At 64.3% G+C, this 21,354-nt stretch carries 22 protein-coding genes and 1 riboswitch; of the genes, 9 read left to right on the top strand and 13 right to left on the bottom strand.

Annotated features, from left to right (window positions below; genetic code table 11):
* Positions 1–5 precede the first annotated feature (5 nt).
* Positions 6–683, top strand: coding sequence for a hypothetical protein (locus A3E1_RS0113345; protein ID WP_026208390.1), 678 nt, complete (start codon positions 6–8; stop codon positions 681–683).
* Here the strand turns inward: A3E1_RS0113345 and A3E1_RS0113340 are convergent.
* The 5 genes from A3E1_RS0113340 to A3E1_RS0113320 all read right to left on the bottom strand — a co-directional run bounded on the left by A3E1_RS0113340 (position 664) and on the right by A3E1_RS0113320 (position 3,998).
* A complete protein-coding gene (locus A3E1_RS0113340; RefSeq protein ID WP_020521272.1) occupies positions 664–1,212 on the bottom strand; it encodes a GNAT family N-acetyltransferase in 549 nt (182 codons plus the stop codon). The genes A3E1_RS0113345 and A3E1_RS0113340 overlap by 20 nt on opposite strands.
* Positions 1,209–1,694 carry a YbaK/EbsC family protein gene (locus A3E1_RS0113335; protein WP_040390803.1) on the bottom strand — a complete coding sequence of 162 codons (486 nt, stop codon included), beginning with the start codon at positions 1,692–1,694 and terminating at the stop codon, positions 1,209–1,211. The genes A3E1_RS0113340 and A3E1_RS0113335 overlap by 4 nt, the downstream gene beginning before the upstream one ends.
* Positions 1,633–2,625, bottom strand: a complete 993-nt coding sequence (locus tag A3E1_RS40110) for an EamA family transporter (protein ID WP_157631490.1) — start codon at positions 2,623–2,625, stop codon at positions 1,633–1,635. The genes A3E1_RS0113335 and A3E1_RS40110 overlap by 62 nt, the downstream gene beginning before the upstream one ends.
* A 20-nt stretch (positions 2,626–2,645) precedes the next feature.
* Positions 2,646–2,903 carry a CBU_0592 family membrane protein gene (locus tag A3E1_RS0113325; protein ID WP_020521269.1) on the bottom strand — a complete coding sequence of 86 codons (258 nt, stop codon included), beginning with the start codon at positions 2,901–2,903 and terminating at the stop codon, positions 2,646–2,648.
* A 14-nt stretch (positions 2,904–2,917) separates the two neighbouring features.
* Positions 2,918–2,975: riboswitch (guanidine-III (ykkC-III) riboswitch) on the bottom strand.
* A 618-nt stretch (positions 2,976–3,593) separates the two neighbouring features.
* Positions 3,594–3,998, bottom strand: a complete 405-nt coding sequence (locus A3E1_RS0113320; RefSeq protein ID WP_020521268.1) for an SAV_6107 family HEPN domain-containing protein — start codon at positions 3,996–3,998, stop codon at positions 3,594–3,596.
* A gap of 337 nt (positions 3,999–4,335) precedes the next feature.
* On the opposite strand from A3E1_RS0113320, the gene A3E1_RS0113315 reads away from it, so the two are divergent.
* From A3E1_RS0113315 to A3E1_RS0113300, 4 genes are read left to right on the top strand one after another with little or no spacing between them, the layout of a single operon-like run.
* Positions 4,336–4,698 carry a VOC family protein gene (locus tag A3E1_RS0113315; protein ID WP_020521267.1) on the top strand — a complete coding sequence of 121 codons (363 nt, stop codon included), beginning with the start codon at positions 4,336–4,338 and terminating at the stop codon, positions 4,696–4,698.
* On the top strand, positions 4,691–4,954 hold the full coding sequence (locus A3E1_RS0113310; protein WP_020521266.1) for a DUF1905 domain-containing protein: 264 nt from the start codon (positions 4,691–4,693) through the stop codon (positions 4,952–4,954). Before A3E1_RS0113315 ends, A3E1_RS0113310 begins: the two co-directional genes overlap by 8 nt.
* Positions 4,955–5,305, top strand: a complete 351-nt coding sequence (locus A3E1_RS0113305; RefSeq protein ID WP_020521265.1) for a YciI family protein — start codon at positions 4,955–4,957, stop codon at positions 5,303–5,305.
* Between the two features lie 2 nt (positions 5,306–5,307).
* Positions 5,308–6,528: an RNA polymerase sigma factor gene (locus tag A3E1_RS0113300; RefSeq protein ID WP_083929486.1), complete on the top strand. Its 1,221-nt coding sequence runs from the start codon at positions 5,308–5,310 to the stop codon at positions 6,526–6,528.
* On the opposite strand, the gene yczE is transcribed toward A3E1_RS0113300, so the two are convergent.
* Entirely contained in the window at positions 6,487–7,164 is a 678-nt protein-coding gene (yczE, locus tag A3E1_RS40105) for a membrane protein YczE (protein WP_020521263.1), read from the bottom strand. The two genes, A3E1_RS0113300 and yczE, sit on opposite strands and share 42 nt — an antisense overlap.
* Positions 7,165–7,266: 102 nt before the next feature.
* Between yczE and yczR the strand changes: the two genes are divergently transcribed.
* Entirely contained in the window at positions 7,267–8,721 is a 1,455-nt protein-coding gene (gene yczR / locus A3E1_RS0113290; RefSeq protein WP_020521262.1) for a MocR-like transcription factor YczR, read from the top strand.
* A gap of 5 nt (positions 8,722–8,726) precedes the next feature.
* Here the strand turns inward: yczR and A3E1_RS0113285 are convergent, their stop codons facing one another.
* Positions 8,727–10,550: an AMP-dependent synthetase/ligase gene (locus tag A3E1_RS0113285; RefSeq protein ID WP_026208389.1), complete on the bottom strand. Its 1,824-nt coding sequence runs from the start codon at positions 10,548–10,550 to the stop codon at positions 8,727–8,729.
* An 88-nt stretch (positions 10,551–10,638) separates the two neighbouring features.
* A complete protein-coding gene (locus tag A3E1_RS0113280; protein ID WP_020521260.1) occupies positions 10,639–11,271 on the bottom strand; it encodes a TIGR03085 family metal-binding protein in 633 nt (210 codons plus the stop codon).
* Between the two features lie 187 nt (positions 11,272–11,458).
* Here A3E1_RS0113280 and A3E1_RS0113275 point away from each other — a divergent pair, with 187 nt between their 5' ends.
* Together A3E1_RS0113275 and A3E1_RS0113270 are read left to right on the top strand one after the other, a co-directional pair.
* Entirely contained in the window at positions 11,459–13,240 is a 1,782-nt protein-coding gene (locus A3E1_RS0113275) for an ABC transporter ATP-binding protein (protein ID WP_020521259.1), read from the top strand.
* A 2-nt stretch (positions 13,241–13,242) separates the two neighbouring features.
* Positions 13,243–15,036 carry an ABC transporter ATP-binding protein gene (locus A3E1_RS0113270; RefSeq protein ID WP_020521258.1) on the top strand — a complete coding sequence of 598 codons (1,794 nt, stop codon included), beginning with the start codon at positions 13,243–13,245 and terminating at the stop codon, positions 15,034–15,036.
* Here the strand turns inward: A3E1_RS0113270 and rpsD are convergent, their stop codons facing one another.
* The 4 genes from rpsD to A3E1_RS0113250 are packed head-to-tail and all read right to left on the bottom strand — an operon-like array spanning position 15,037 to position 17,730.
* Positions 15,037–15,645 (bottom strand): 30S ribosomal protein S4, encoded by a 609-nt coding sequence (rpsD, locus tag A3E1_RS0113265; protein WP_020521257.1) that lies wholly within the window; start codon positions 15,643–15,645, stop codon positions 15,037–15,039.
* A gap of 41 nt (positions 15,646–15,686) precedes the next feature.
* The gene (locus tag A3E1_RS0113260) at positions 15,687–16,280 is read right to left on the bottom strand and encodes a TetR/AcrR family transcriptional regulator (protein ID WP_020521256.1); all 594 of its coding nucleotides are present in this window, start codon (positions 16,278–16,280) and stop codon (positions 15,687–15,689) included.
* Positions 16,277–17,002: an ABC transporter permease gene (locus A3E1_RS0113255; RefSeq protein ID WP_020521255.1), complete on the bottom strand. Its 726-nt coding sequence runs from the start codon at positions 17,000–17,002 to the stop codon at positions 16,277–16,279. The genes A3E1_RS0113260 and A3E1_RS0113255 overlap by 4 nt, the downstream gene beginning before the upstream one ends.
* A complete protein-coding gene (locus A3E1_RS0113250) occupies positions 16,999–17,730 on the bottom strand; it encodes an ABC transporter ATP-binding protein (RefSeq protein WP_020521254.1) in 732 nt (243 codons plus the stop codon). Before A3E1_RS0113250 ends, A3E1_RS0113255 begins: the two co-directional genes overlap by 4 nt.
* A 46-nt stretch (positions 17,731–17,776) precedes the next feature.
* Between A3E1_RS0113250 and A3E1_RS0113245 the strand changes: the two genes are divergently transcribed.
* Entirely contained in the window at positions 17,777–18,475 is a 699-nt protein-coding gene (locus A3E1_RS0113245; RefSeq protein WP_020521253.1) for an SDR family NAD(P)-dependent oxidoreductase, read from the top strand.
* A 26-nt stretch (positions 18,476–18,501) separates the two neighbouring features.
* On the opposite strand, the gene A3E1_RS0113240 is transcribed toward A3E1_RS0113245, so the two are convergent.
* Complete coding sequence (locus A3E1_RS0113240; RefSeq protein WP_020521252.1) at positions 18,502–21,291, bottom strand: midas domain-containing protein; 2,790 nt, start codon at positions 21,289–21,291, stop codon at positions 18,502–18,504.
* Between the last annotated feature and the right edge of the window lie 63 nt (positions 21,292–21,354).

Here is a 21,354-nt window from a genome sequence, read left to right as displayed (position 1 = left end):
AACACTTGCCGATGTCACTGACCTGGGACGAATTCGTCTCAGGCTGGGCCAGGTCACACGATGGATACGACATGCGGCAAGCCCCGGCCGCGACCCGGGCCGTGCTCCACTTCGGTTACAAAACCGGTGGCGTGCTAGCCCGGCTCGGCGTCCGCCCGGCCTCATTGATGATCATCTCGGCCATGCTGTCGCTGGCCGTCCCGCTGCTCGCGATGCAGGGCGGGCCGTGGCCAGCTCTGGCCGCGATCGCTTTGATAGCAAGCCTTTTCGCCGACGCGGTCAGTGGAAGCTTGACTGTCTTCAAGGGAGCGATGTCCCGCCTTGGGGCGTTTTATCAGTCCATAGTGGAACGGCTCGCTGAGGTCGCCTGGTTAGCGGCACTGAGTACGCTCGGGGTCAGACCGGGCTTGATTTTTGCTTGTGCCGCTTTGGTTTGGGCGCAGGAATACATTAGGGCCCGGGCTGGCGGCGCCTCGATGCGCGCCATCGCCACGGCGACTGTCGGCGACCGCCCGTCGCGGATCTGGCTCACGATCGCCGCGTTCCTGCTAGCCGCGATCGCGGCTCCCGTGGGCGCTGACCTGGCGGCCGGCATCGTGACGCTCATCGTGCTGATCTGGATCGCGCTGGCTCTCGTCGGCGTCTTCCAGCTGCTGGCGATCGTCAAGAAGGTGCTGGCATAGGCAGATCCCGCCCCAGCACCGCGAACGGGCGCGGATCGCCGGGAAAGATCAGGTGCCTTACGACGTCGGAGAAACCATTTCGCCGGTACAACCGCCATGCCCGGGACGCCGTCTCGTCAGCCTCCGGTGTGGACAGTAAGGCGACACGCCCCGGTGCGTCGGCGAGCAGTTGGCGCAGCTGGGCCTCGCCTAGCCCTTTGCCTTGAGAGCGCGGGTGAACGTGCAGTTCGACGATCTCGAACGCCAAGGCGAGCCACCGTTGGCGGTCGTCTTCGGTCAGCGCGTCGCGCACCTGTTCATGCCACCACTGCCCCTGCTGTGAGAGGTAGCCATAGCCGAAGCCAACGAGCGAATCGTCGTCGTCAAGCGTCGCCACCGCCCGAAACTGTGGCCGGCGCAGGTGAGTGGTGATGTAACCCCTTCTCACCTCAAGCATTTGGCGGTCATAGGACATCGCCTCGCCAAACACCACGAGGACGTCCTCCATGCGGCGCGCCAGATCGGATGGCGCCCACCGCACTAGCCTCATGCCACCTCCACCTCGATGGCATCGGTCAGCTTGCGCAGCTCTTCATAAGAGATTTCAAACACCGCGGCTGGTACGCCTCCGGCCGCCCAGATGACGTCAAACTTGCTTAATTCGGCGTCAATCAATGTCTTGATGGGCTGTCGATGGCCGATGGGTGCGACACCGCCAATCGGCTGTCCCGTGTGCTCTTTGACAAACTCCGGCGTGGCCCGCTTCAGCTTGGCCGCGCCGATGGCAGTGGCCACTTTTGCCGTGTCGACGCGGTGAGCGCCCGAGGTCAGCACCAGCAACGGTTCGCCAGCGACCTCGAAGATCAGCGAGTTGGCGATCTGCCCGACCTCGACGTTGAGCGCGGCGGCAGCCGCGGCGGCCGTGTGCACACCTTCGTCGAGGATGACGACGGTGCTTTCGACGCCCGCTTCAGCCAGTCGCTGCTGGACTGCGGTCACGTTCGGATGCACTGGCGCTTTCGGCTGGAGCATGCGGCTCATTCTGCCCGACACTCACCCGTGCCGTCTCGGCTAATACCACTCCTACGAGCAGGATCGCCCCGCCGGCGAGTTGTGCCGTGTTGAGCTGCTCGCCTAGGGCCACCCACGCCACAGCTGCCGCCATGACAGGCTCCGTCATGCCCAAGATCCCGACGCTGGTAGCAGGCAAGTGATGGAATCCGGCGACGACAAGCGAATAGGGAACGATCGTTCCGAGGATGATCAGGTAGGCGCAAAGCAGATAGATCGGCACGCCACCGGGCGTGTCCTGGCTCAAAACGCTCCAGTCGGGCAGTTGCCCGGTCACGGCCTTGGTCAGGAACCCTGCGGCTGCTGAGATCACGAACGCGAACCCGGTCAGCGAAATCGTGTCACGGCTGGTCGCGCCCTTTGCCCCGAGCACAAAATAGATCGCGAGTAATACTGCCGAGAGCAGGGCCGCGGCGACGCCAAGCGTGTCGAGGTGAATGTCGCCCCACACCTCGGCGACGACGGCGAGGCCCGCCAAACTGAGCGCGAAGCCCACCCAAAGGCGCCCGCGCACCTGCTGCCGCTGGCCGAACCGGGCCCAAAGCGCCACGAACAACGGTGCCGTGAACTCGAACAACAGCCCAATGCCGACCGGAAGCCGGGAAATAGCAACGAAATACAGGATCGGCACGGCGAAGAAGCCGGTCAGTCCATAAACGAGCAGCAGCGGCACCTCTTTGCCGGTGATCCGGAACCGCTTGATGCCCGGCCTGACGAGCGCACCGATCACGAACAACCCAACCGCCGCACCAAGCGCGCGGAACGTCGTCAGATCCGCTGCCGGAATGCCCGCACGCAGGATCGTCTTGGCCACGCTTCCGTTGACGGAGAAGAAGAACGCGGCCATGATCACCATGACGACGCCAAGGGCAGGGCGGGGACGGATCGGCACCCGCTCATGCTACTTGTTTGTTAGGACTGCTCTGAAGTCTGCCCCTTACGTGGTCTCAATACTTGGGCAAGCCCGAGGACGGACACGATCGCCCACACTCCTTCGAGCAGTAGGAATCCCCACTGCTGCCCCAGGAACGCGTCGACAGCCAGCACGGCCGAGCCGACAGCATTGAGCACGAGATAGACGAGCGATTTCGGGTTCAGCACACCCCACTGCGACAACGCGAATCCCGCGAGCACAAGCAAAGACCCAGCGACCTGAACGACCTGGCCCATGACACACCTCCGGTAGCGCGTCGTCTTATCGGGCCGGGTACGGCGCATCTCGTCCGGAGGGGAGCCCTATCGCACGGGCTTCGCTGCTGATCAGTCTAGCCAAGCCCCTCGCCTCCGGCCTCCGCTCGCGGCCGTTGGTGTCCCAAATCGCCACCCGCCACCTCCTGCCCGCCCGCTTCTGCCCGCCCGCTTCTGCCCGCCCGCTTCTGCCCGCCCGCTCCTGCCCGCCCGCCGCGCTTCCTTCCCGGTGATCCACATCCCTGGGGACGTGATCAAAAGGCAGTTTGATCACGTCTGGTGGGCTGTGGATCTCGTCAAGGGCTGTGGATCACGATGAAGCGTCCGATCGGCGCCCGACAGCCGTCCAATATGGACTTCGACAGACCCGCGTGATCTTGCGAAGTGATCCACATCCCAAAAAGGCGTGTCAAACTGCCTGTTGATCACCCTGTCGGGCTGTGGATCAGGAGTCACGATCCAAATCTCATCGAACGCCATCGCTGCTAGGAGGCCGAACGCCACGAACCGCCCAATGTGGACTCACCCGCCCCAGGTCGCCTCCCAGCAAGCGCAATGCGGCCACGGGGCGCGCGGGAAAAGGAAGGGAGCGAGGGCGCGCAAGGAGGAAGCCTGGGCGCGTGACTGCGGCGCGGCCCAGGCTTCGGCGGTGGAGTTATGTAATAGGTCTCGTTAGGACAGTCCGAGGAGTTCCTGCACCAGCTCGATGAAGCGGGCCGCGTGCAGGATCAGGTGGTCGGCTTCCTCAGCCGTCACCACGGCGATGCCGGACTCGGCGGCGGAACGTTTCGCCGCGCCAGCGGCGAAGAAGGCCGCCCAGTCGCTTAACTCCGGCGCGACCATCGTTAACAGGACCCAGACGCTGGTGATGCGTCTGCGGCCCTGTGCCGCGGGGCGGGCGCGGTAGGCGAGCACGGCGGCAGCCGCGCGCAGCGCGGCCAGGTGGGCCGTGGCGTAGCTCTGTGCGTAAGAGTCGGTCGTGCGCGCCTCGACGAGACCGCGACGGGCTATGACAAGCAGCTCAAGGGGAGTTCGGTGCGGGAGAGCGTGAGCTGGAACCAGAATCGCAGCTGACATTGGTGGTGCTCCCTCGTGTGTGCGGCTTAAAGCCGGGTGCGTCAGCTTTCTGCCCGGGGGTCGTGGGCAGAAAGCTGACGTCCCGTAGTGCGGTGTTGCGACCACCGCTTCCAGGGTTTTGCGCCGCGAATCGCTCCCCCCGGAGACCTTTGATGCTGTTGTTGGCTGGTTCACCCGGCAGCGCGTTCTCTCACCCGATGATCGAACACACGTCCGAAGAACTAACTAGAACATTAGTTCGAATCAGACCCCCGGTCAAGACACCACGACCTGCGCGAGCCTCAGTTGTCCAGATCCCGTCAGCTCATTCGTCCTTAAGGTAAAGAAGGAGGACATCATGAGTCACACGATCATCGGCAACGTTGGGGTCAGGGTCGCTGACCAGCAGCGGGCGCTGGAGTTTTACACCAAGACGCTCGGGTTCGAGGTCCGGCGGGACGTTGCGTTTGGGGACGGGCCGTGGATCGAGGTCGGTCCGCCTGGAGGTCAGACCACGATCGCTCTCATCAAGGAGGACGTGCCTTCCGGCATCAGATTGTTCACTGACGATGCCAAGGCGATGCACGCGCGGCTGAAAGCAAGCGGAGCCGATGCGGATGACGAGATCATGGACCTGGGGGACGTGCCCCCGATGTTCACGGTGCGCGATTCAGAAGGCAACACGCTCATCATCGTCGGGATTGGACAGGGCAATGAATAAGAAGTTCACGGCCACGTTGGAGAAGGGCTCGGCGAAGGGCGCGCACACTTACCTCGTGTGGCCCGAGTCGGTGACGTACTTTGGCACGCGGGGTCTCGTCAAAGTCAAGGGAACGATTGACGGGCAAGAGTTTCAGAGCTCGTTCATGGCGCTCGGGGACGGCAGGCACAAGCTTCCAGTCAAAGCCGAAGTCCGTAAGGCGATCGGCAAGGAGGCAGGTGACACCGTCACTGTCGTCCTCAAGGAGAGAATATAGATGCCGCTCTACATCGCGTTCACCTACACCGAAGAAGCCGACTGGCATCAGCCGGAGTTCGCTGAAGGGCTGAAGGAATACACCCGCTTCGAGGAGGCGCATGCCGCGATTCTGCGCGGTGGCCACGCGCTTTACCCGACGGCCACGGCGAAGAAGGTGACGGTTCGGCAAGACGGGGGCGCTCCCGTGATCAGCGACGGCCCCTTCGCGGAAACCAAAGAAGTCATCACCGGCTTCTACCTGCTCGAGTGCGCTGACCTCGATGAGGCGATGAAGGTGGCGGCCAAGATTCCGGCCGCCGCCTACGGCACGATCGAAGTGCGGCAGGTGCACCCCACGCTTTACTCGTGACGATGGATCCAGCAACGGCCGCTGAACAGGCTGTCAAACACGAAGGTACCCGGGTGCTGGCGACGCTCATTCGCCTCACCGGGGACATGAGCCTGGCCGAAGACGCGGTGCAGGACGCTGTCGTGCGCGCGCTGGAGACCTGGCCCCAAGACGGTGTGCCCGATAACCCGCGTGCCTGGCTGACGGTCACCGCGAAACGGCGGGCGATCGATCTCATCCGCCGCGAGATTCGCCGGCCCGAGAAGGAAGCCGAGGCCATGTCGTTGCTGGATCCGGCGCCCGAGCCCGATGAGGTAGTGCGCGATGACTTGCTGCGGCTCATCTTCACGTGCTGTCACCCGGCTCTGGCACCGGAGGCGCAAGTGGCGCTCGCTCTGCGTACCCTCGGTGGATTGTCCACAGTGGAAGTCGCCCGCGCTCTCGTCGTCTCCGAGGCGAGCATGGCCAAACGGCTCACGCGGGCGAAGCAGAAGATCGAGCAAGAGCGAATCCCTTACCAGGTCCCGGATTCCGGGGAGTTGCCGGAGCGGTTAGCGTCCGTCGCGGCCACGATCTATCTGATATTCAACGAGGGGTACTCAGCGAGCACTGGCGCTGATCTGCAACGCCATTCGCTGACGCGAGAAGCGATTCGCCTGGCGCGACTGCTCACTGAACTCATGCCTGACGAAGCCACCGCGCTCGGATTGCTTGCCCTGCTTCTGCTTCAGGACTCTCGTCGTGCGAGCCGCCTTGACGCACAAGGCAATCCAGTGCTGCTGCCCGAGCAGGACCGTGGCACGTGGGACCGGGCTCAGATCAAGGAAGGCGTCGAACTCGCCGGCGCCGCGCTGAAGCGAACCCCGCACGTGCCCAATGCGTACGCCGTCCAGGCCGCCATCGCGGCCTGTCACGCGCTCGCACCGTCCTACGCGCAGACCGACTGGGATGCCGTGATCTCTTGGTATGACGTCTTGCTGACCGTGCACGAGACGCCGGTCGCCAGGCTGAACAGGGCCGTCGCGATCGCTGAACGCGACGGCCCAGTGCCAGCGCTAAAGCTCGTCGATGAGATCAGTGGGCTGGAAAGCTATCCGTGGTGGCACGCCACCCGAGCCGAACTCTTGCGGCGCCTTGACCGGCCAGACGAAGCGCGGACCGCCTACGACAAGGCGATCGCCCTGGGCCTGAGCGTCCCGCAGTCAGCTCACCTGCGCCGTCGCGCCGACGACCTCCCCGCTTAGCGGTTCCGGAGTGCGGGCGGCGGGGCGGATCGTGAACATGGGCAAGAAGAATTGCGCGAGCGGACCGATGGCCAGTGCGTAGAGGATCGTGCCGATGTGGGCACGGCCGCCGAGGATGACGCCGATCGCGACGACGGCGATCTCGATGACGGTTCGCCATCCGCGCAGCGACCATGAGCGTGCGGCCAAGCCGGTCATGAGGCCGTCGCGGGGGCCAGGGCCCAAATTGGCTCCAATGTAGAGGCCACTTGCCGCGCCGCACAGGACGATGCCGCCGATGAGGAAGAGCCACCGCACCGCGAGGTGGCCGGGCGTCGGCAGGAACGTATTGACGAGATCGACCACGACGCCGATTACGAGAATGTTCGAGATGGTCCCGATGCCGGGCCGCTGCCGTAGCGGGATCCAGCACAACAGGACGACCGCGCCGGCGATGACGAGCACGGTGCCAATGCTCAGGCCGGTCTTGAGAGCGATGCCCTGGTGGAAGACGTCCCACGGCTGGTTTCCCAGGCCAGCTTTGAGCATCAGGCTGATGCTCACGGCGTACCCGGTAAGGCCGGCCATGAGCTGTGCAAGCCGCAGCGGCAGCCGGAAGGTGAGTGGCATCGGCATTGGCTTGTCTTTCGCGGTCATGTCTGCCAGTCTGGAGGCCAATCCAGGCACCAGAAAGAGCCAATTCTGGCGTGGTGGACCAAAGACCTCGGCAAACGTGAATGCCACAGGGAGGTGGGCGGGATGACGCCGACGGTACGTGGGACGCAGCTCGCCCGGTTACTGGGCAGGTGGCACGCGTTGCCAGCGCGCAGGCGCAGCCCGGACTACGCGGCGCTCGCCAGCGCGGTCCGTGGACTGCTCGCCGACGGACGGCTGCCGCTGGGAGTCAGGCTTCCCGCCGAGCGGGAGCTGGCTGATGCCCTCGCGATCTCCCGCACGACTGTCTCCGCGGCCTACCGTGAGCTCAGGGAATCGGGCCACCTCAACAGCAAGCGGGGCGCTGGCAGCTGGACGGCCCTGCCCAGTGGACTGAAAGTCGAAGGCAGCGGGCTTTGGACTTCCTCGGAAGACCTCGACCTGATCGACTTGAGCTGTGCCGCGCTGTCGGCTCCTGATGAACTCATGGCGGCGACGAAAGCCGCGCTCAACGACCTTCCCCGTTATCTGAACTCCACCGGTTATCACCCGTCTGGCATTCCGGAGTTCCGTGCCGCGGTGGCCGCGCAATTCACCGCCCGCGGGCTGCCCACCAGTCCCGAGCAGATCATGGTGACCAACGGCGTCCTGCACGCTCTGGATTTGGTGCTGCGCCTTCTAGTACCAGTTGGAGCTCCTGTTCTTGTGGAATCTCCGACCTATCCCAATGCGCTTGCCGCGCTTAGGGACCGGCGGGCGAGGATCTCCACGCATGGCCTCGACGAGAACGGCTGGGACGCCGAACTGCTGCTGAGCACGCTCAGGCAGGTGCGGCCGCGGCTGGCTTACCTGATCCCGGAGTTTCAGAATCCGACCGGCCACTTGATGCCCGCCGCGTTCAGAGAGCAGCTTGTCGTCGCGGCACAACGGGCGGGCACCGATCTCGTGATCGATGAGTCCTTTGTGGACTTGGCCCTCGACGGCCAGGAGATGCCGCCAGCGGTCGCGAGCTTTGACAGGCATGGCCGCGTCATGACGATCGGCGGGATGAGCAAGCCGTTCTGGGGCGGTCTGCGCCTGGGCTGGATCAGGGCCAGTGCACCGACAGTCCAGCGGCTGGCGGCTCAGCGCGTCGGGGTGGACACCTCGGGACCCGTGCTGGAGCAGCTGATCGGGGTGCATTTGCTGAGCCAGACTGAGCAGGTCATCGCGGTTAGGCGCAACCAGCTAAGAGCGCAAAGAGATGAACTGCTGCGAATAGTCGCCGAGCACCTTCCTGATTGGAGGGTCGTGCCGCCCTCGGGTGGGGTGACGCTGTGGGCCGAACTTGACGGCCCGGTATCCAGTGCCCTTGCCCGTGCCGTGGAGCCGTTGGGAGTGCGGCTGGCTCCCGGGCCACGCTTCGGCGTCGACGGGACGTTAGAGCGGTTCCTGCGGCTTCCGTTCACGCAGACCATTCCAGAGTTGCAGGACGGCATCGCCCGGATCGCCTCGGCCCGTTACGACCTAGACAGAACGGGCTCGCGTCCACAATGGAGCGAGCCCGAACTGATCGCGTAAAACCGTTAGACGGCGGCGACGGTGCCTTCGTACATCTTCTCGATCTCACCGCTGAAGTTGGCCTCGATGACCTTGCGCTTCAGCTTCAGCGACGGCGTGATCTCGCCGTCTTCGATGGTGAGGTCGCGGTGCAGGATGGTGAACTTCTTGACCGTCTCCCACCGGTTGAGCTTGGTGTTCAGCTCGTCGACGTAGCCCTGCACGAGTTTGTGCGCCTCAGGCGAGGCCACGATTTCGGTGTAGGACTTGCCTTCCAGGCCGTTGGCCGTGCCCCACGCCGTGATGCTCTCCGGGTCGAGCGTGACCAGCAACGTGCAGTAGTTGCGGGCGTTGCCGATGATGAGGCACTGCGACGTGTAAGGGTTGATGGACTTGAAGATGCCCTCGATGTGGCTCGGCGCGACGTATTTGCCGCCCGAGGTCTTCATGAGGTCCTTCTTGCGGTCCGTGATCTTCAGGAAGCCGTCGGCGTCAAGCTCACCGATGTCGCCGGTGCGGAAGAAGCCGTCTTCGGTGAAGACAGCCGAGGTCTCTTCCGGCAGGTTGTGGTAGCCGCGCATGATGGGCGTTCCACGCAGGAGGATCTCGCCGTCTTCGTCAATCTTGCATTCCATGTCCGCGAGTGCCTGCCCGACGGTACCGATCTTCAGTGCGCCCGGCCGGTTAACGAAGGCACCGGCGCTGTTTTCGGTCAGTCCGTAGCCTTCGCTGATCGGCAGTCCAGCCGCGGCGAAGAACTCCGCGATCGGCACGGACAGCGCGGCCGAACCCGAGACCATGTAACGCATGTTGCCGCCCAGGCGCGCGTGCAGCTTGCTGAACACGAGTTTGTGCGCGAGGTTGTACTTGCGCTGCAGGCCACCGGGCACCGGCTTGCCAGCCTGCTCCAGCGCGACCTTCTTCTTACCGGTGCGCACAGCCCAGCCGAAGATCTTCGCCTTGAGCCCGCCAGCCGAAGTGGCCTGCGTGACGACACGGTTGTAGACCTTCTCGAAGATGCGCGGTGCGGCACACATGAGGGTCGGCTTGATGATGCCCAGGTTGTCGACAATCTTGTCCACGCGGCCGTCGACATAGGTCGGCACGCCAACGTGGATGATGCCGCAGATCAGGGTCTTGCCAAACGAGTGCGACAGCGGCAGCCACAGGAACTGAAGGTCGGTCGGGAGCAGCACGCCGACGTCACCCTGGGCCACGCCTTCCCAAACCCATCCGCCATGCAGGAGCTCAACGCCCTTGGGGCGGCCCGTCGTGCCGGACGTGTAGATCAGGGTGGCGAGGTCGTCTGGGCCAACAGCGGCGCTGAGATCCTTGACCAGGCTGGGGTTGCCGGCGAGCAACTCGGTGCCCCGGCTCTCCAGCTCGGCGAGCGTGATCTGCGGGATGCCGGCTGACGGGTCAGGCGCACCGTCGATCAGCACGATGTGCTTGAGCGAGGGCACCGCCGTCGGATCCATCTTGGCGGCCTGCGCCTGGTTCTCGGCGATGAGCACCTTGGAACCGGAGTCGGCGATGATGAAGCACGCGTCCTCTGGCTCGGTGGTGGGATAAACGGTGGTCGTCGCCGCTCCGGCGCACATGATGCCGAGGTCTGCCACGATCCAGTCGAGGCGAGTGGTCGCCGCGATGGCTACGCGGTCCTCCTTGCCCACGCCAAGGGTGGTGAGCCCGGCCGCGACGGCCGAGGCGCGCTGACCGATCTGCGCCCAGGTGTGCCAAACCGGCTTCTCATCCGGGCCGGGGCCACCAAAGGCATGCGAGTCGGGCGTCGCCGCGACACGTTGCAGGAACATGTCAGGAATAGAGCGGTACGGCACTTCAAGGGTCATCTGGAGGTCGCCCATTTCGTTAGAACGTGACGGGGAACACGTTAATGCAGTGTTACCGAAGAGTACTTGTACGGCAAGGCCAACGTGCTCAGATCCCGAGACGGGCTCTCAGCAGCCGGTCGGTCAATTCTGGTGGCCCCTCAACGGTAGCCAGGCTATGCGCTTGCCGCCCGAATAAGAAGATCAGTAATTCAGCGGGATCCCCGGTGACCGTGACGGCGTCAGGGCCGAGTTTGCCTGCGAAAACGACGCCGAAGCCGGGAGCGGCGATCCGCACTCGATAGCTAAGCCGGCGTAGCGCCAAGCGGGCTCTCCGTTGCACCATCTTCCATAGAGCTTTTTGTATCTCAGCGGATAGCTGACGCGGTGTCCACGTTGGACTCGCGCGTCTGACATCCTCGAAGTGCACAAACATTTCGGTGAGGTTGACCAGCTCATCGAATGGGGGACGGGTCAATGGGTTCCACCAGGGGGGTTGCCGCAGCTCAGAGAGCTGGGCCGCGAAATCGCGGGCGGCTAACTGTCGCTGCACCTGCTCGGTGCGCCCGGCGAAGCGCTTGACCAGGATGCCTAGCGCCGCATCGGGGCGGCGTTCCCGAAGGATCAAGTGCGCCAGTAAGTCGCGGACGGTCCAGCCGCCGCAAAGGGTGGGAGCATCCGGCCCGGTTTTGGCCATTAGGTCGGCCAGAGCCAGCCGTTCGTCGTGCGCGAACCTGCTCATGTGGCGATCCTAGGTGTCCGGTTATGTGAGATCACACGCAGACCGGAATCCGGGTCGCCTTTAAGAACCTGGCTCAGTAAGGATGAGAGTCCCGGTTTGGACTTACTAGTGAACGGCGGTGGGCGTGGCGAACGAGGGCAAGCCAGAGATAACGGGGAGAGATGTTCTGGCACGCGGGGCCCGGGTGATGGTTCGGGCGATCCGTGATGAGCCCCGGATTTTCGCGATCGCGGTCTTAGCCAGCTGCTTATTCGGCGCCCTAGTCGTAGGGCAGGCGACAGTGGTCGGCTGGATCGTCGGAGACGTTGTCGCTGAATCGTTCAACGAGCAGCGGCACGTTGCTTCTGGTTCGCTGGTGTTAGCGGCGGGCGTATTGCTCGCCATGGGTGTGGGCCGGGTCATCGGCATCTTCGGCCGCCGCCTGGGTTCCGGCTACATGATGTTCGCCCAGCAGGCGCGCTATCGCCGTCGCGTGACCCGCCGTTACCTGGAGCTGCCGCTGTCGTGGCATCAACAGCACGCCACGGGGACGTTGCTGTCCAATGCCAACGCTGACGTGGAGTCGGCCTGGTTTCCGCTCGCTCCACTTCCGTTCGCCGTCGGAACCGTGTTCATGCTGTTCGGCGCGGTTGGCACGTTGTTCGCCACCGACTGGGCCCTGGCTCTGGTCGGGCTCGTCATTTTCCCAGCCCTGTTCGCGGTCAACGTGTTCTTCTCCCGCCGCATGGCGCCGCGCGTCAGCCTGGCTCAGCAGAAGCGGGCCGAAGTCAGCGCCATCGCGCACGAGAGCTTCGACGGCGCCCTCGTCGTCAAGACGATGGGACGCGAGGAGCAGGAGACCGAAAGGTTCGCTCAGAAGGCGAGCGAGTTGCGTGACGCCCTGATCCGTGTCGGCCGCCTGCGCGGATTGTTTGACCCGCTAGTCGAATCGCTGCCGTTTGCGGGCACGCTCATCGCGCTGATCGTTGGCGTCATCCGCATCAAGCAGGGTGCGATCGGGTTGCCGGAACTGGTTTCGGTGACCTTCTTGTTCACGGTGCTCGCCTTCCCAGTGCGGGCGATCGGCTGGGTGCTCGGTGACTTGCCGCGCTCCGTGGCCGGCTGGGAACGGGTCGAGAAGGTTCTGTCCGCGACCGGAAAGATGGAATACGGCGAAGCCGATGTGCGCGGGCAAGACGCCGCCACCTTGCGGTTCGCTAACGTCAACTTCTCCTATGAAGAGGAACAGCCCGTCTTGCATGACGTCACCTTCACGGTGCCGGCTGGCAAGACGGTCGCGCTAGTCGGGCCAACGGGTTCCGGCAAATCCACGATCGCGATGCTGGCCTCCCGGCTCGTCGACCCGGACCAGGGCATGATCACACTCGACGGTGCCGATCTGCGCACGCTCACGTCAGCGTCGCTGAGCCGCAACGTGGCTCTAGTACCCCAAATCGCCTTTATCTTTGATGACTCCGTTGAGGAGAACGTCTCGCTGAACCGCCCGGAGGCCGACGACCGGCGCATTCGCAACGCGCTGTCGATCGCGCAAGCGGACACGTTTGTCATGCGCCTTCCGGAAGGTGTCGACACCATGCTCGGCGAGCGTGGCACCTCGCTTTCTGGCGGCCAGCGCCAGCGGCTGACCTTGGCCCGCGCGCTGGCGGGAACTCCGCGCCTGCTCATTCTCGATGACGCGACCAGTGCCGTGGACCCACGGATCGAAGCGCGCATTCTGGCTTCGCTACGCGGATCCGCTGAGGCGACTTCGGTTCTCGTCGTCGCGTACCGCCGCGCCACGATCGCGCTCGCCGACGAGGTCGTATACGTCGAGCAGGGCCGGGTCCTCGCCCACGGCAGCCACGAGGAGTTGCTGTCCAAAGTGGAGGGATACCGCAACTTGGTGACCGCCTACGAGAAGGCCGAAGCCGAGCGCGAGCGGGAACACGTCTATGACGAGGACGATCTCCCCGAAGGGGCACTAGCGTGAGTATGTTCAGCCTCAATGCTGAGGAGCAGGAAAAACAGACGCCACAATCGACGTGGCGCACCTTCCGGCGCGGGCTGGCTCTGTCGCCCGAGCTCAAAGTCGGACTCGCCGGCACCTTGTTGCTCGCCATCGTTTCGATGGTCGGCCGGGCGATCGTCCCCTTCGCCATCCAAAAGGGAATCGACCTCGGCTTAGTCGGTAAAGACACCCCCGATGTCCAGGTCGTGGCCATCATTGTGGGCGTCACGCTCGCGCTTCTCGTCGTGACAACCATTTGCGGGTACTTGATGATCCGCCGCCTTTATCAGGTGAGTGAGACCGCGCTGGCCAACATCCGGGTGCGCACGTTCCGCCACATCCACGATCTGTCGATGCTGCACCAGCAGGCGGAGCGGCGTGGTTCCCTGGTCTCGCGCGTGACCTCCGATGTGGACACGATCACGCACTTCATCCAGTGGGGTGGCGTCATTCTCCTGATCAGCGGTGGTCAGCTGATCGTGACGACGGCGCTCATGTTCGCGATGTCCTGGCAGCTGACCCTCGTCGTGCTGACGGCGTTCCTGCCCGCGATCTTGATGATCAAGCTGTTCCAGAAGCGGCTCGCCGCGGCCTATGCCGAGACACGGCGGCGCATCGGGCACATGCTCGCCGCGATCTCAGAGTCCGTTGTCGGGGCTCCGATCATCCGGTCGTACGGAACGTCGGCACGGACCGCTCAGAAGCTCGACAAGAGCATCGGCGAGTTCCAGGCGGCCCAGAAGCGTGGATTGTTCATGAGCGTCATGAGCTTTTCCACCGGGGAGATCGCGGCGGCGCTCGCGCTCGCGGCGGTCGTCATCGCCGGGGCCAGCCTCGGCGCCGACGGTCAGCTGACGCTTGGGCAGCTGACCGCCTTCTTGTTCCTGGTCACCCTGTTCATCCAGCCGGTGCAAATCGCGACTGAAGTGCTCAACGAAGCCCAGAACGCGATCGCTGGCTGGCGCCGGGTCCTGGACATCCTCGACGTTCAGCCTGACGTGGCTGACCCTGCTGAACAGGGCGTTGAATTGCCGGCCGGGCCACTGGACCTGAAATTCGCCGACGTCAACTTCAACTACCCGGGCGGACCGCGCGTGCTGAATGACATTCAGCTCGAAATACCGGCCAAGACCCGGGTCGCGGTCGTTGGTGAGACCGGCAGCGGGAAGACCACGTTCGCGAAACTACTGACCCGGCTGATGGATCCGGTCGACGGGCAAGTGCTGCTGTCTGGCACACCGCTGACGACCGTCAAGTTCAGTTCATTGCGATCGCGCGTGGTCCTAGTACCACAGGATGGGTTCTTGTTTGATGCGACCGTCGCTGAGAATGTGCGGTTCGCCAAGCCTGGCATGACCGACGCTGAACTCGATCTCGCGTTCACGGAACTCGGCCTCGGGGACTGGGTGCAAGGGCTCGGCCATGGCTACGACACCCGTGTCGGCGAGCGCGGAGAAGCCCTGAGCGTGGGGGAAAGGCAGCTCGTTGCCCTGGTCCGCGCTTATGTGGCCGACCCGGATCTGCTCGTGCTCGATGAGGCGACCAGTGCCGTGGACCCGGCGACGGAAGTCCGGCTCCAGCGCACGCTAGACGCGGTCACGAGAGGCCGGACGACCGTCGCCATCGCTCACCGGCTGTCTACGGCCCAGGCGGCCGATGAGGTGATCGTGGTGGACAAGGGAGTCATCGTGCAGCGTGGTTCGCACGACAAGCTTGTCGCCCAGGAAGGGTCCATTTACGCCAAGCTTTACGCGAGCTGGCTCGAACAAACTCGCTGATCAACGGGAGTAGAACTCGACGATCAACTGCTCGTCGCAGATCACGGGGATCTCAGCGCGCTGGGGTTCCCGGATCAGCGTCGTGCTCAGATCGGTCAGCCCGGTCGCCAGATATGGTGCGGTGACTGAGTTTTGGTGTGCTCCGGCCGCCGCCACCTGGAACGGGAGCATGGCCCGGCTCTTGTCGCGGACCGTGATGATCTGGCCCGGCTTCACCCGGTACGACGGGATGTTGACCTTGCGGCCGTCGACCAGGAAGTGCGCGTGGTTGACGAGCTGGCGGGCCTGGTAGATGGTGCGGGCGAAACCGGCGCGCAGCACGAGCGCGTCAAGGCGGCACTCAAGCTCGATGACCAGGCGCTCGCCGGTCTTGCCGGACGATTTTTGGGCCACGGCATAGATGCGGCGCAGCTGGGTCTCGCTGATGTTGTATTGGTGGCGCAGGCGCTGCTTTTCCAGCAGGCGCACCGAATAGTCCGAGGGCTTCTTGCGGGCGCGGCCGTGCTGGCCCGGCGGGAATGGCCGGCGCTCGAAATACTTCACGCACTTCGGCGTCAGCGCGATCCCGAGTGCGCGGGAGAGCTTGGCCTTGGGCCGGGAGTTGTTCACGTCTTCTTCCTCCGAGTTAGGGCAACCTAAGTAAGGCTACCCTAAGCGATATCCCCGGTGATATAGCGCTGCACGTTTGGCCCTATGGCGGCCACCACCTGCTCCGGAGGAAGGGAAGCGAGCGGTTCGATCTTGATGATGTAGCGCATGACGGCCAGCCCGGCCATCTGTGTCGCGACGAGGTTGACGCGCAGCTGAGCGTCCTTCGGGTCGAGCTGGAGCTCGGCACTGACCCGGCGCAGGATCTGCGTGGTGAAGAACTCCCGCAGCAGCCTGGTGGTCCACTCATGGCTCATCGCGGAGCGGATGAGGGCTACACCCGCCGCGCCCACGGGGGAGTCCCAGACGCGGATGAAGGCACCGACGAGCCGTTCGCCAGCGGTATCCGGCCCACCGGCGATGATTTGACTGATCAGCACGTTCGGGTCGATCGGGAACTGGATCGTCTCAGCGAACAGCTGATCCTTCGTGCCGTAGTAATGGTGGATCATCGCGGGATCCACCTTGGCTTCCGCCGCGATCGCCCGGACCGTGGTCGCGTCGAAGCCTTTTTCGGAGAAAAGCCGGCGCGCGGCGTCCAAAATGGACTCGCGTGTATCGGGGCTGCCGCGGCGCCGGCCTTTCTTCAAATTCACGGCGTGCGGCGCCTCAAGGTTGCCGCAGCGGCGACAAGTGCCACTATCACCGCTCCTCCAACGATCGCCAAGTCCCGCCACATCGTACTGGTCGGGTTGGCGAACCTTCCGACCTCCTGCAACGCCTCCACAGAGTAGGTGAGCGGGAGCACGTCACTGATCGCCTGCAGCCAGCCCGCCATCTGCTCACGGGCGACGAACAGTCCACATAGGAGGATCTGCGGCAGCACTATCACCGGCATGAACTGCACGGCCTGGAACTCGGTCTTGGCGAAGGCGCTGGCCAGAAGGCCAAGGGCCACACCGAGAACGGCGTTTGCCGCCGCGATGAGAATGACGTAACCAGGGCTGCCGAGTGTGTCCATGCCCAGGAACAAATACGCGACCACGCTCACCACAGCAGCCTGGATCGTCGCGGCGATACCGAACGCGATTCCATAACCGAACAGCAGATCAGTCTTGCGCAGCGGCGTCGTGAGCAGCCGCTCCAGCGTGCCGGTCGTGCGCTCTCTGAGCATCGCGATGCTCGTGATCAAGAACATGATCAGGAAGGGGAAAATCCCAAGCATGGTTAGCGCGAGGCCGTTGAAGATCCTGCTGTCAAACATGAAATACAACAACGTCAACAGCAGATTTGGTACGACGATGAGCAGGCCGATGGTGCGCTTGTCGTGCCTGAGCTGCCGCAAAATCCGGCCCGTCGTGGCAACGAGAGTTCTCATGACGTCTCCCCAGGCGTCTCGCCCGCACGGATGAGGTTGAGGAAAGCCTGGTCCAGATCATCTGTCCCGGCACTGGCCTTCACGGCGGCAGGCGTGTCGTCGGCGATCAGCTTGCCCTCGCGGATCAGCAGCAACCGGTCGCACCGGTTCGCCTCATCCATCACGTGACTGGACACGAGGAGAGTCGTGCCGGCTTCGGCGAAACCGCGGAACCGTTTCCACAGCTCGTCTCTGAGCACGGGGTCCTGGCCGACGGTGGGCTCATCGAGTACCAGGATTTTGGGGTTGCTGACAATCGCGCAGGCAAGGCTCGCGCGGCTGTGCTGACCGCCGGACAGGTCGCCCACGAGCTGATTCTTAGCCTCTTCGAGGCCGACATCCTTGATAGCGGCGTCAGCCTCTTTGTGGCTGAGCCCGTAGAGCGCGGCGAAGTAGCGGGCGTTTTCGCGCACGGTCAAGTCGCCGTAAACGCTGGGAGCCTGGGTGAGATAGCCCATTTCGTGGCGCAACTGCTTGTCGCCCGCGGGCTTGCCGAGCACGGTCACGGTGCCCGATTTCACCAGCTGCACGCCGACAATCGCGCGCATCAACGTTGTCTTGCCGCTGCCCGAAGGCCCGAGCAGCCCGGTCACGCTGCCAGCCGGGATCGCACAGGAAAACCCATGCAGTACCGGCTTTTTGCCCCGATGTACGACGAGGTCCCTGACCTCGATCGCGGTGTTCTCCATAAATTCAACGCTAGTTGAATTTCGCGATTCTGGCTAGGGTGGCGCGGTGACAAAGCTTGCTGTTATTTCTGGCGGGGGCACCGGCATCGGTGCGGAAATCGCCCGTTCCCTATCGGCCGACGGCTACGACCTCATCCTCTGCGGCCGGCGGGCTGACCTTTTGAAAGAGGTGGCGTCCACTTTGGAGGGCGCTGTGGCGGTGACCTGCGACCTGCGCACGTCGGCGGCTCCTGTTGTCTCCGCCGTGGCGGGCCGCCCGGTTGACGCTGTGATCAACAACGCGGGTGGCTACATCGGGCTCACGGCAACGGTTGAGCGGCAATGGCGGGACACCTTCGAAACCAACGTGATGACGGCGGTCAACCTGACCGGCGCGCTCCTGCCGTCGCTGCGCCGCCCCGGCGGACGGGTCATCACGTTCAGCTCGATCGCGGCCCAGCGCGGTGGGGGAGGACCCTATTCGGCCATGAAAGCCGCCTTACACGGTTACACCCTTGACCTGGCCGTCCAGTTAGGACCTGACGGAGTGACCGCGAACGTCATCTCCCCTGGATATGTGGAGGACACCGAGTTCTTCGCGGGCCGCATGACTCCAGAGGGACACGCCAGCCGCGTCGGGCAGACACTCGTGGGCCGCGCCGGAACGCCCGCCGACATCGCTTCGACGGTCCGCTGGCTGCTCGACTCCGGTTACGTGACCGGACAGATCATCAACGTCAACGGCGGCAGTGTCCTTGGTAGATAAGGACTCTGCCGCCGTCTAGTTCGTCTTTAGAGCGCGAGCACGCGTTCCAGGAAGTTCTTGTAGCCCTTCATCGCCACCCGCATGGCTTCGGTGTCCGGAGCGCCACCGGAGTTGTGCGGGTCAATCGACACCTGCTCGGCGAGCAGAGCTTCGGCCAGCGCCTGAACCGCCTCAGCGACCAGCTTCTGGGCTTCAGTCAGAGCGGCCTCGGGCTCATCGACAAACTGCCCCTGAACGTCCCGCCACGCGTCCCGGTAACGGTTCGCGACGTTGCCGTCCCAGATAGCGATCGGCGAATCGGCCAAGTCCCCGGGACGGGCCTGCGCCGGCTCGGGCACGATCACGATGATGTCCTCTTCGGCTTCCGCCACCGCGATCTCAGCCTGAGCTTCCTCGATCTCGGCTTGCGTTTCCTCGAGCTCAGCCTCCGCGATCTCCAACTCCGTCTGAGCGTCCTCTAGAGCGGCATCCGCTTCCTCAATATCAGCCTGAGCCGCGTCGAGTTCGGCCTGCGCTTCCTCAATCGCTTCCTGCGCTTGTGCCACAGCTTCCTCTCCGTCTCCGCTCAGTTCTTGCCCTGCATCCGTTCCAGACGCCGCAGCCGCAACACCTTCCGCCGCGACCTCCTCGCCCATTTCCCCATCACCTTCGCCATCGCCAGCCACTTCCGCTGCCACGCCTTCCGCTTCCGCTTCTGCTGCCACGCCTTCCGCTTCCGCGCCGCCGGCCTCTTCCGCTTCCACGACCTCGCCGGCTTCAGCCACTTCCGCGCTTTCGGCCTCGCCTTCTTCTGCGGCGGGTGCCTCAGTCGCTTCCGTTTCCTCGGCGGTTTCTTCAGCGGCCGCATCCTCCGCGACTGCCTCGGTCACTTCCGCGTCAGCCTCTTCCGTGACCCCTGCTGCCGCGTCTTCCGGGCCGGCGTCGCCGGCTTCTTCGGCAACGGTCTCGGTCGCTTCCTTTTCCTCGCCGGCCTCTTCTGCAGCTGCTTCTTCCGTGACTGCCTCGGGCTCGCCTGCTTCTTCGATGACTGCGTCAGTCGCGTCCGTGTCTTCGGCGATGGCGTGGGTTGCTTCCGGCTCTTCGGCTGCCTCTTCGGCATCGATGTCGTCAGCGGTGGCCTCGGTTGCTTCGGAGGCTTCGTCCCCGGTGTCTGGGGTCTCGCCGGCGTCTTCGGACTCGGCCGCGTCGTCGACGGCTTCCGCTTCTGCGGCAACGGTTTCAGCGGCTTCCGCCGCTTCAGTTACCTCTGCGGTTGCTTCGGCTGCTGCTTCTTCGCCTTCTGCCGCTTCAGTTTCGGCTGCTGCGACCGCTTCCGGCTCTGTGGCCTCGACATCGTCGCCAGCGTCACCGGCTTCGGCCGGTTCATCGGCGGCATTGTCACCCGCGTCGCCTTCGCTTGCCTCGGCATCGACGTCGTTGGTGGCGTCGTCGAGGGTTGTGGCTGTGTCGTCGGCTTCCGCGGCGGTGACTTCGCCTGCCTCGGTTTCCGGAGCTTCGACTTCGCTGCCATCGACTTCGGCGTCTTCGGCCGGGGTCGCTTCGGCATCGACTTCTGTCGGTTCCTCGCCACCTTCTTCAGCGACCGCATCGTCAACGGTGGCTTCGGTGCCGGCTGAGTCTTCAACCGGTCCGAGTTCGACCTCGATCGCGTCGTCTTCGGAGGGGTCGTCTGCCGCTGCCTCGGGTTCGGCGGTTTCGGCTTCCGCGTCGGCCGTCTCGGTCGCTTCCGCTTCCGTTACTTCGGCTTCAGGTGCGCCGTCGGTTCCTTCTTCGGTTTCCGCGTCAGTTGATTCGGACTCGGTGTCCTCGACCGCCTCGGCGTCCGGGCTGGAGGCCTCTGCATCCGCGTCGGCTGCTGCTTCGGTGGCGGTGGCGTCTTCGACCGTCTCGGCTTCCGCGTCGGGTGTCGCGGTCGCCTCCGATTCCGCTGCCGCTTCGGTTTCATTGTCGTTAGTTGCTGCTTCGGTGACATCGTCGACCGCGTCGGTTGCGGCTTCCGGTTCCGCGTCAGGGCTCGCCGAGGCTTCCACTTCGTCGTCGGTCGCGAGTTCGGTATCAGCTTCGGCTTCAGGGTCCGCCGAGGCTTCCGCTTCGGGATCCGTGAGTTCGGCTTCAGCTTCAGTCGCGGGCTCGGTGTCGGCTTCGGGGTCCGAGACTTCGGCTTCAGCGTCGGGGTGCGCGTCTGGGCCGGCCTCGGCTTCCGCGGCCGCGTCACTGGAAGCGTCCTCGCCGTCACTGGAAGCGTCCTCGCCGTCACTGGAAGCGTCCTCGTCGTTGGAGTCCGTGGCTTCGGGGTCTTCGGCCGCGTCTTGGGCGGCGTCGTCATCCGCGGCGGCGGAAGCGTCCTCGCCATCAGTGGAGGCGTCTTCCGCGTCCTCGGCTGTCGCACCTTCAGCTTCGGCGGGAGATTCCTCTTCGGCCACAATGGCTTCTTCGGCTTCGTCGTCGGCGAGGGTTTCGGCTGGTGGGCCGGCTTCGTCGATCTCGGCAAGGGCCTCGGAGGTAGGGGTGGCCTCATCTGCTTGTGGGACAACAGGTTCACCCACGGCGGAGCCTGCCGCGGGTTCTTCTTCAGTTTCGGGAGTGGTGCCTTCTTGTACGGGGTCACTGGCTTGGTCATCGCTGGCCGGCTCGGTGTCTTCAGTGGACGGATTGTCGTCAGTCGAGACCGCTTCCGCAACGGTCTTGGCTGGCTGGCGGGGGGACAAGGAGTCAGCTAGGGCATTGATTTCCGCGACCGCGCTGGTGACGGCGGCCGAGAGGTCGTCCTTTGTAGACATCTTGAGCATAGGAAGCTCTTTGGTTTTCTCGGCCATGGCCTCCTTTCCGTTGACATGAGGGACTTCTGGGGGCGGCAGGAAGGACGGCAAGCCAGGTGG

This window comes from Catelliglobosispora koreensis DSM 44566 (assembly GCF_000379685.1).
GTDB classification, from domain to species: domain Bacteria; phylum Actinomycetota; class Actinomycetes; order Mycobacteriales; family Micromonosporaceae; genus Catelliglobosispora; species Catelliglobosispora koreensis.
Note: the sequence above shows the minus strand (reverse complement) of the source record. Positions and strands in the feature narration are given on the sequence as shown.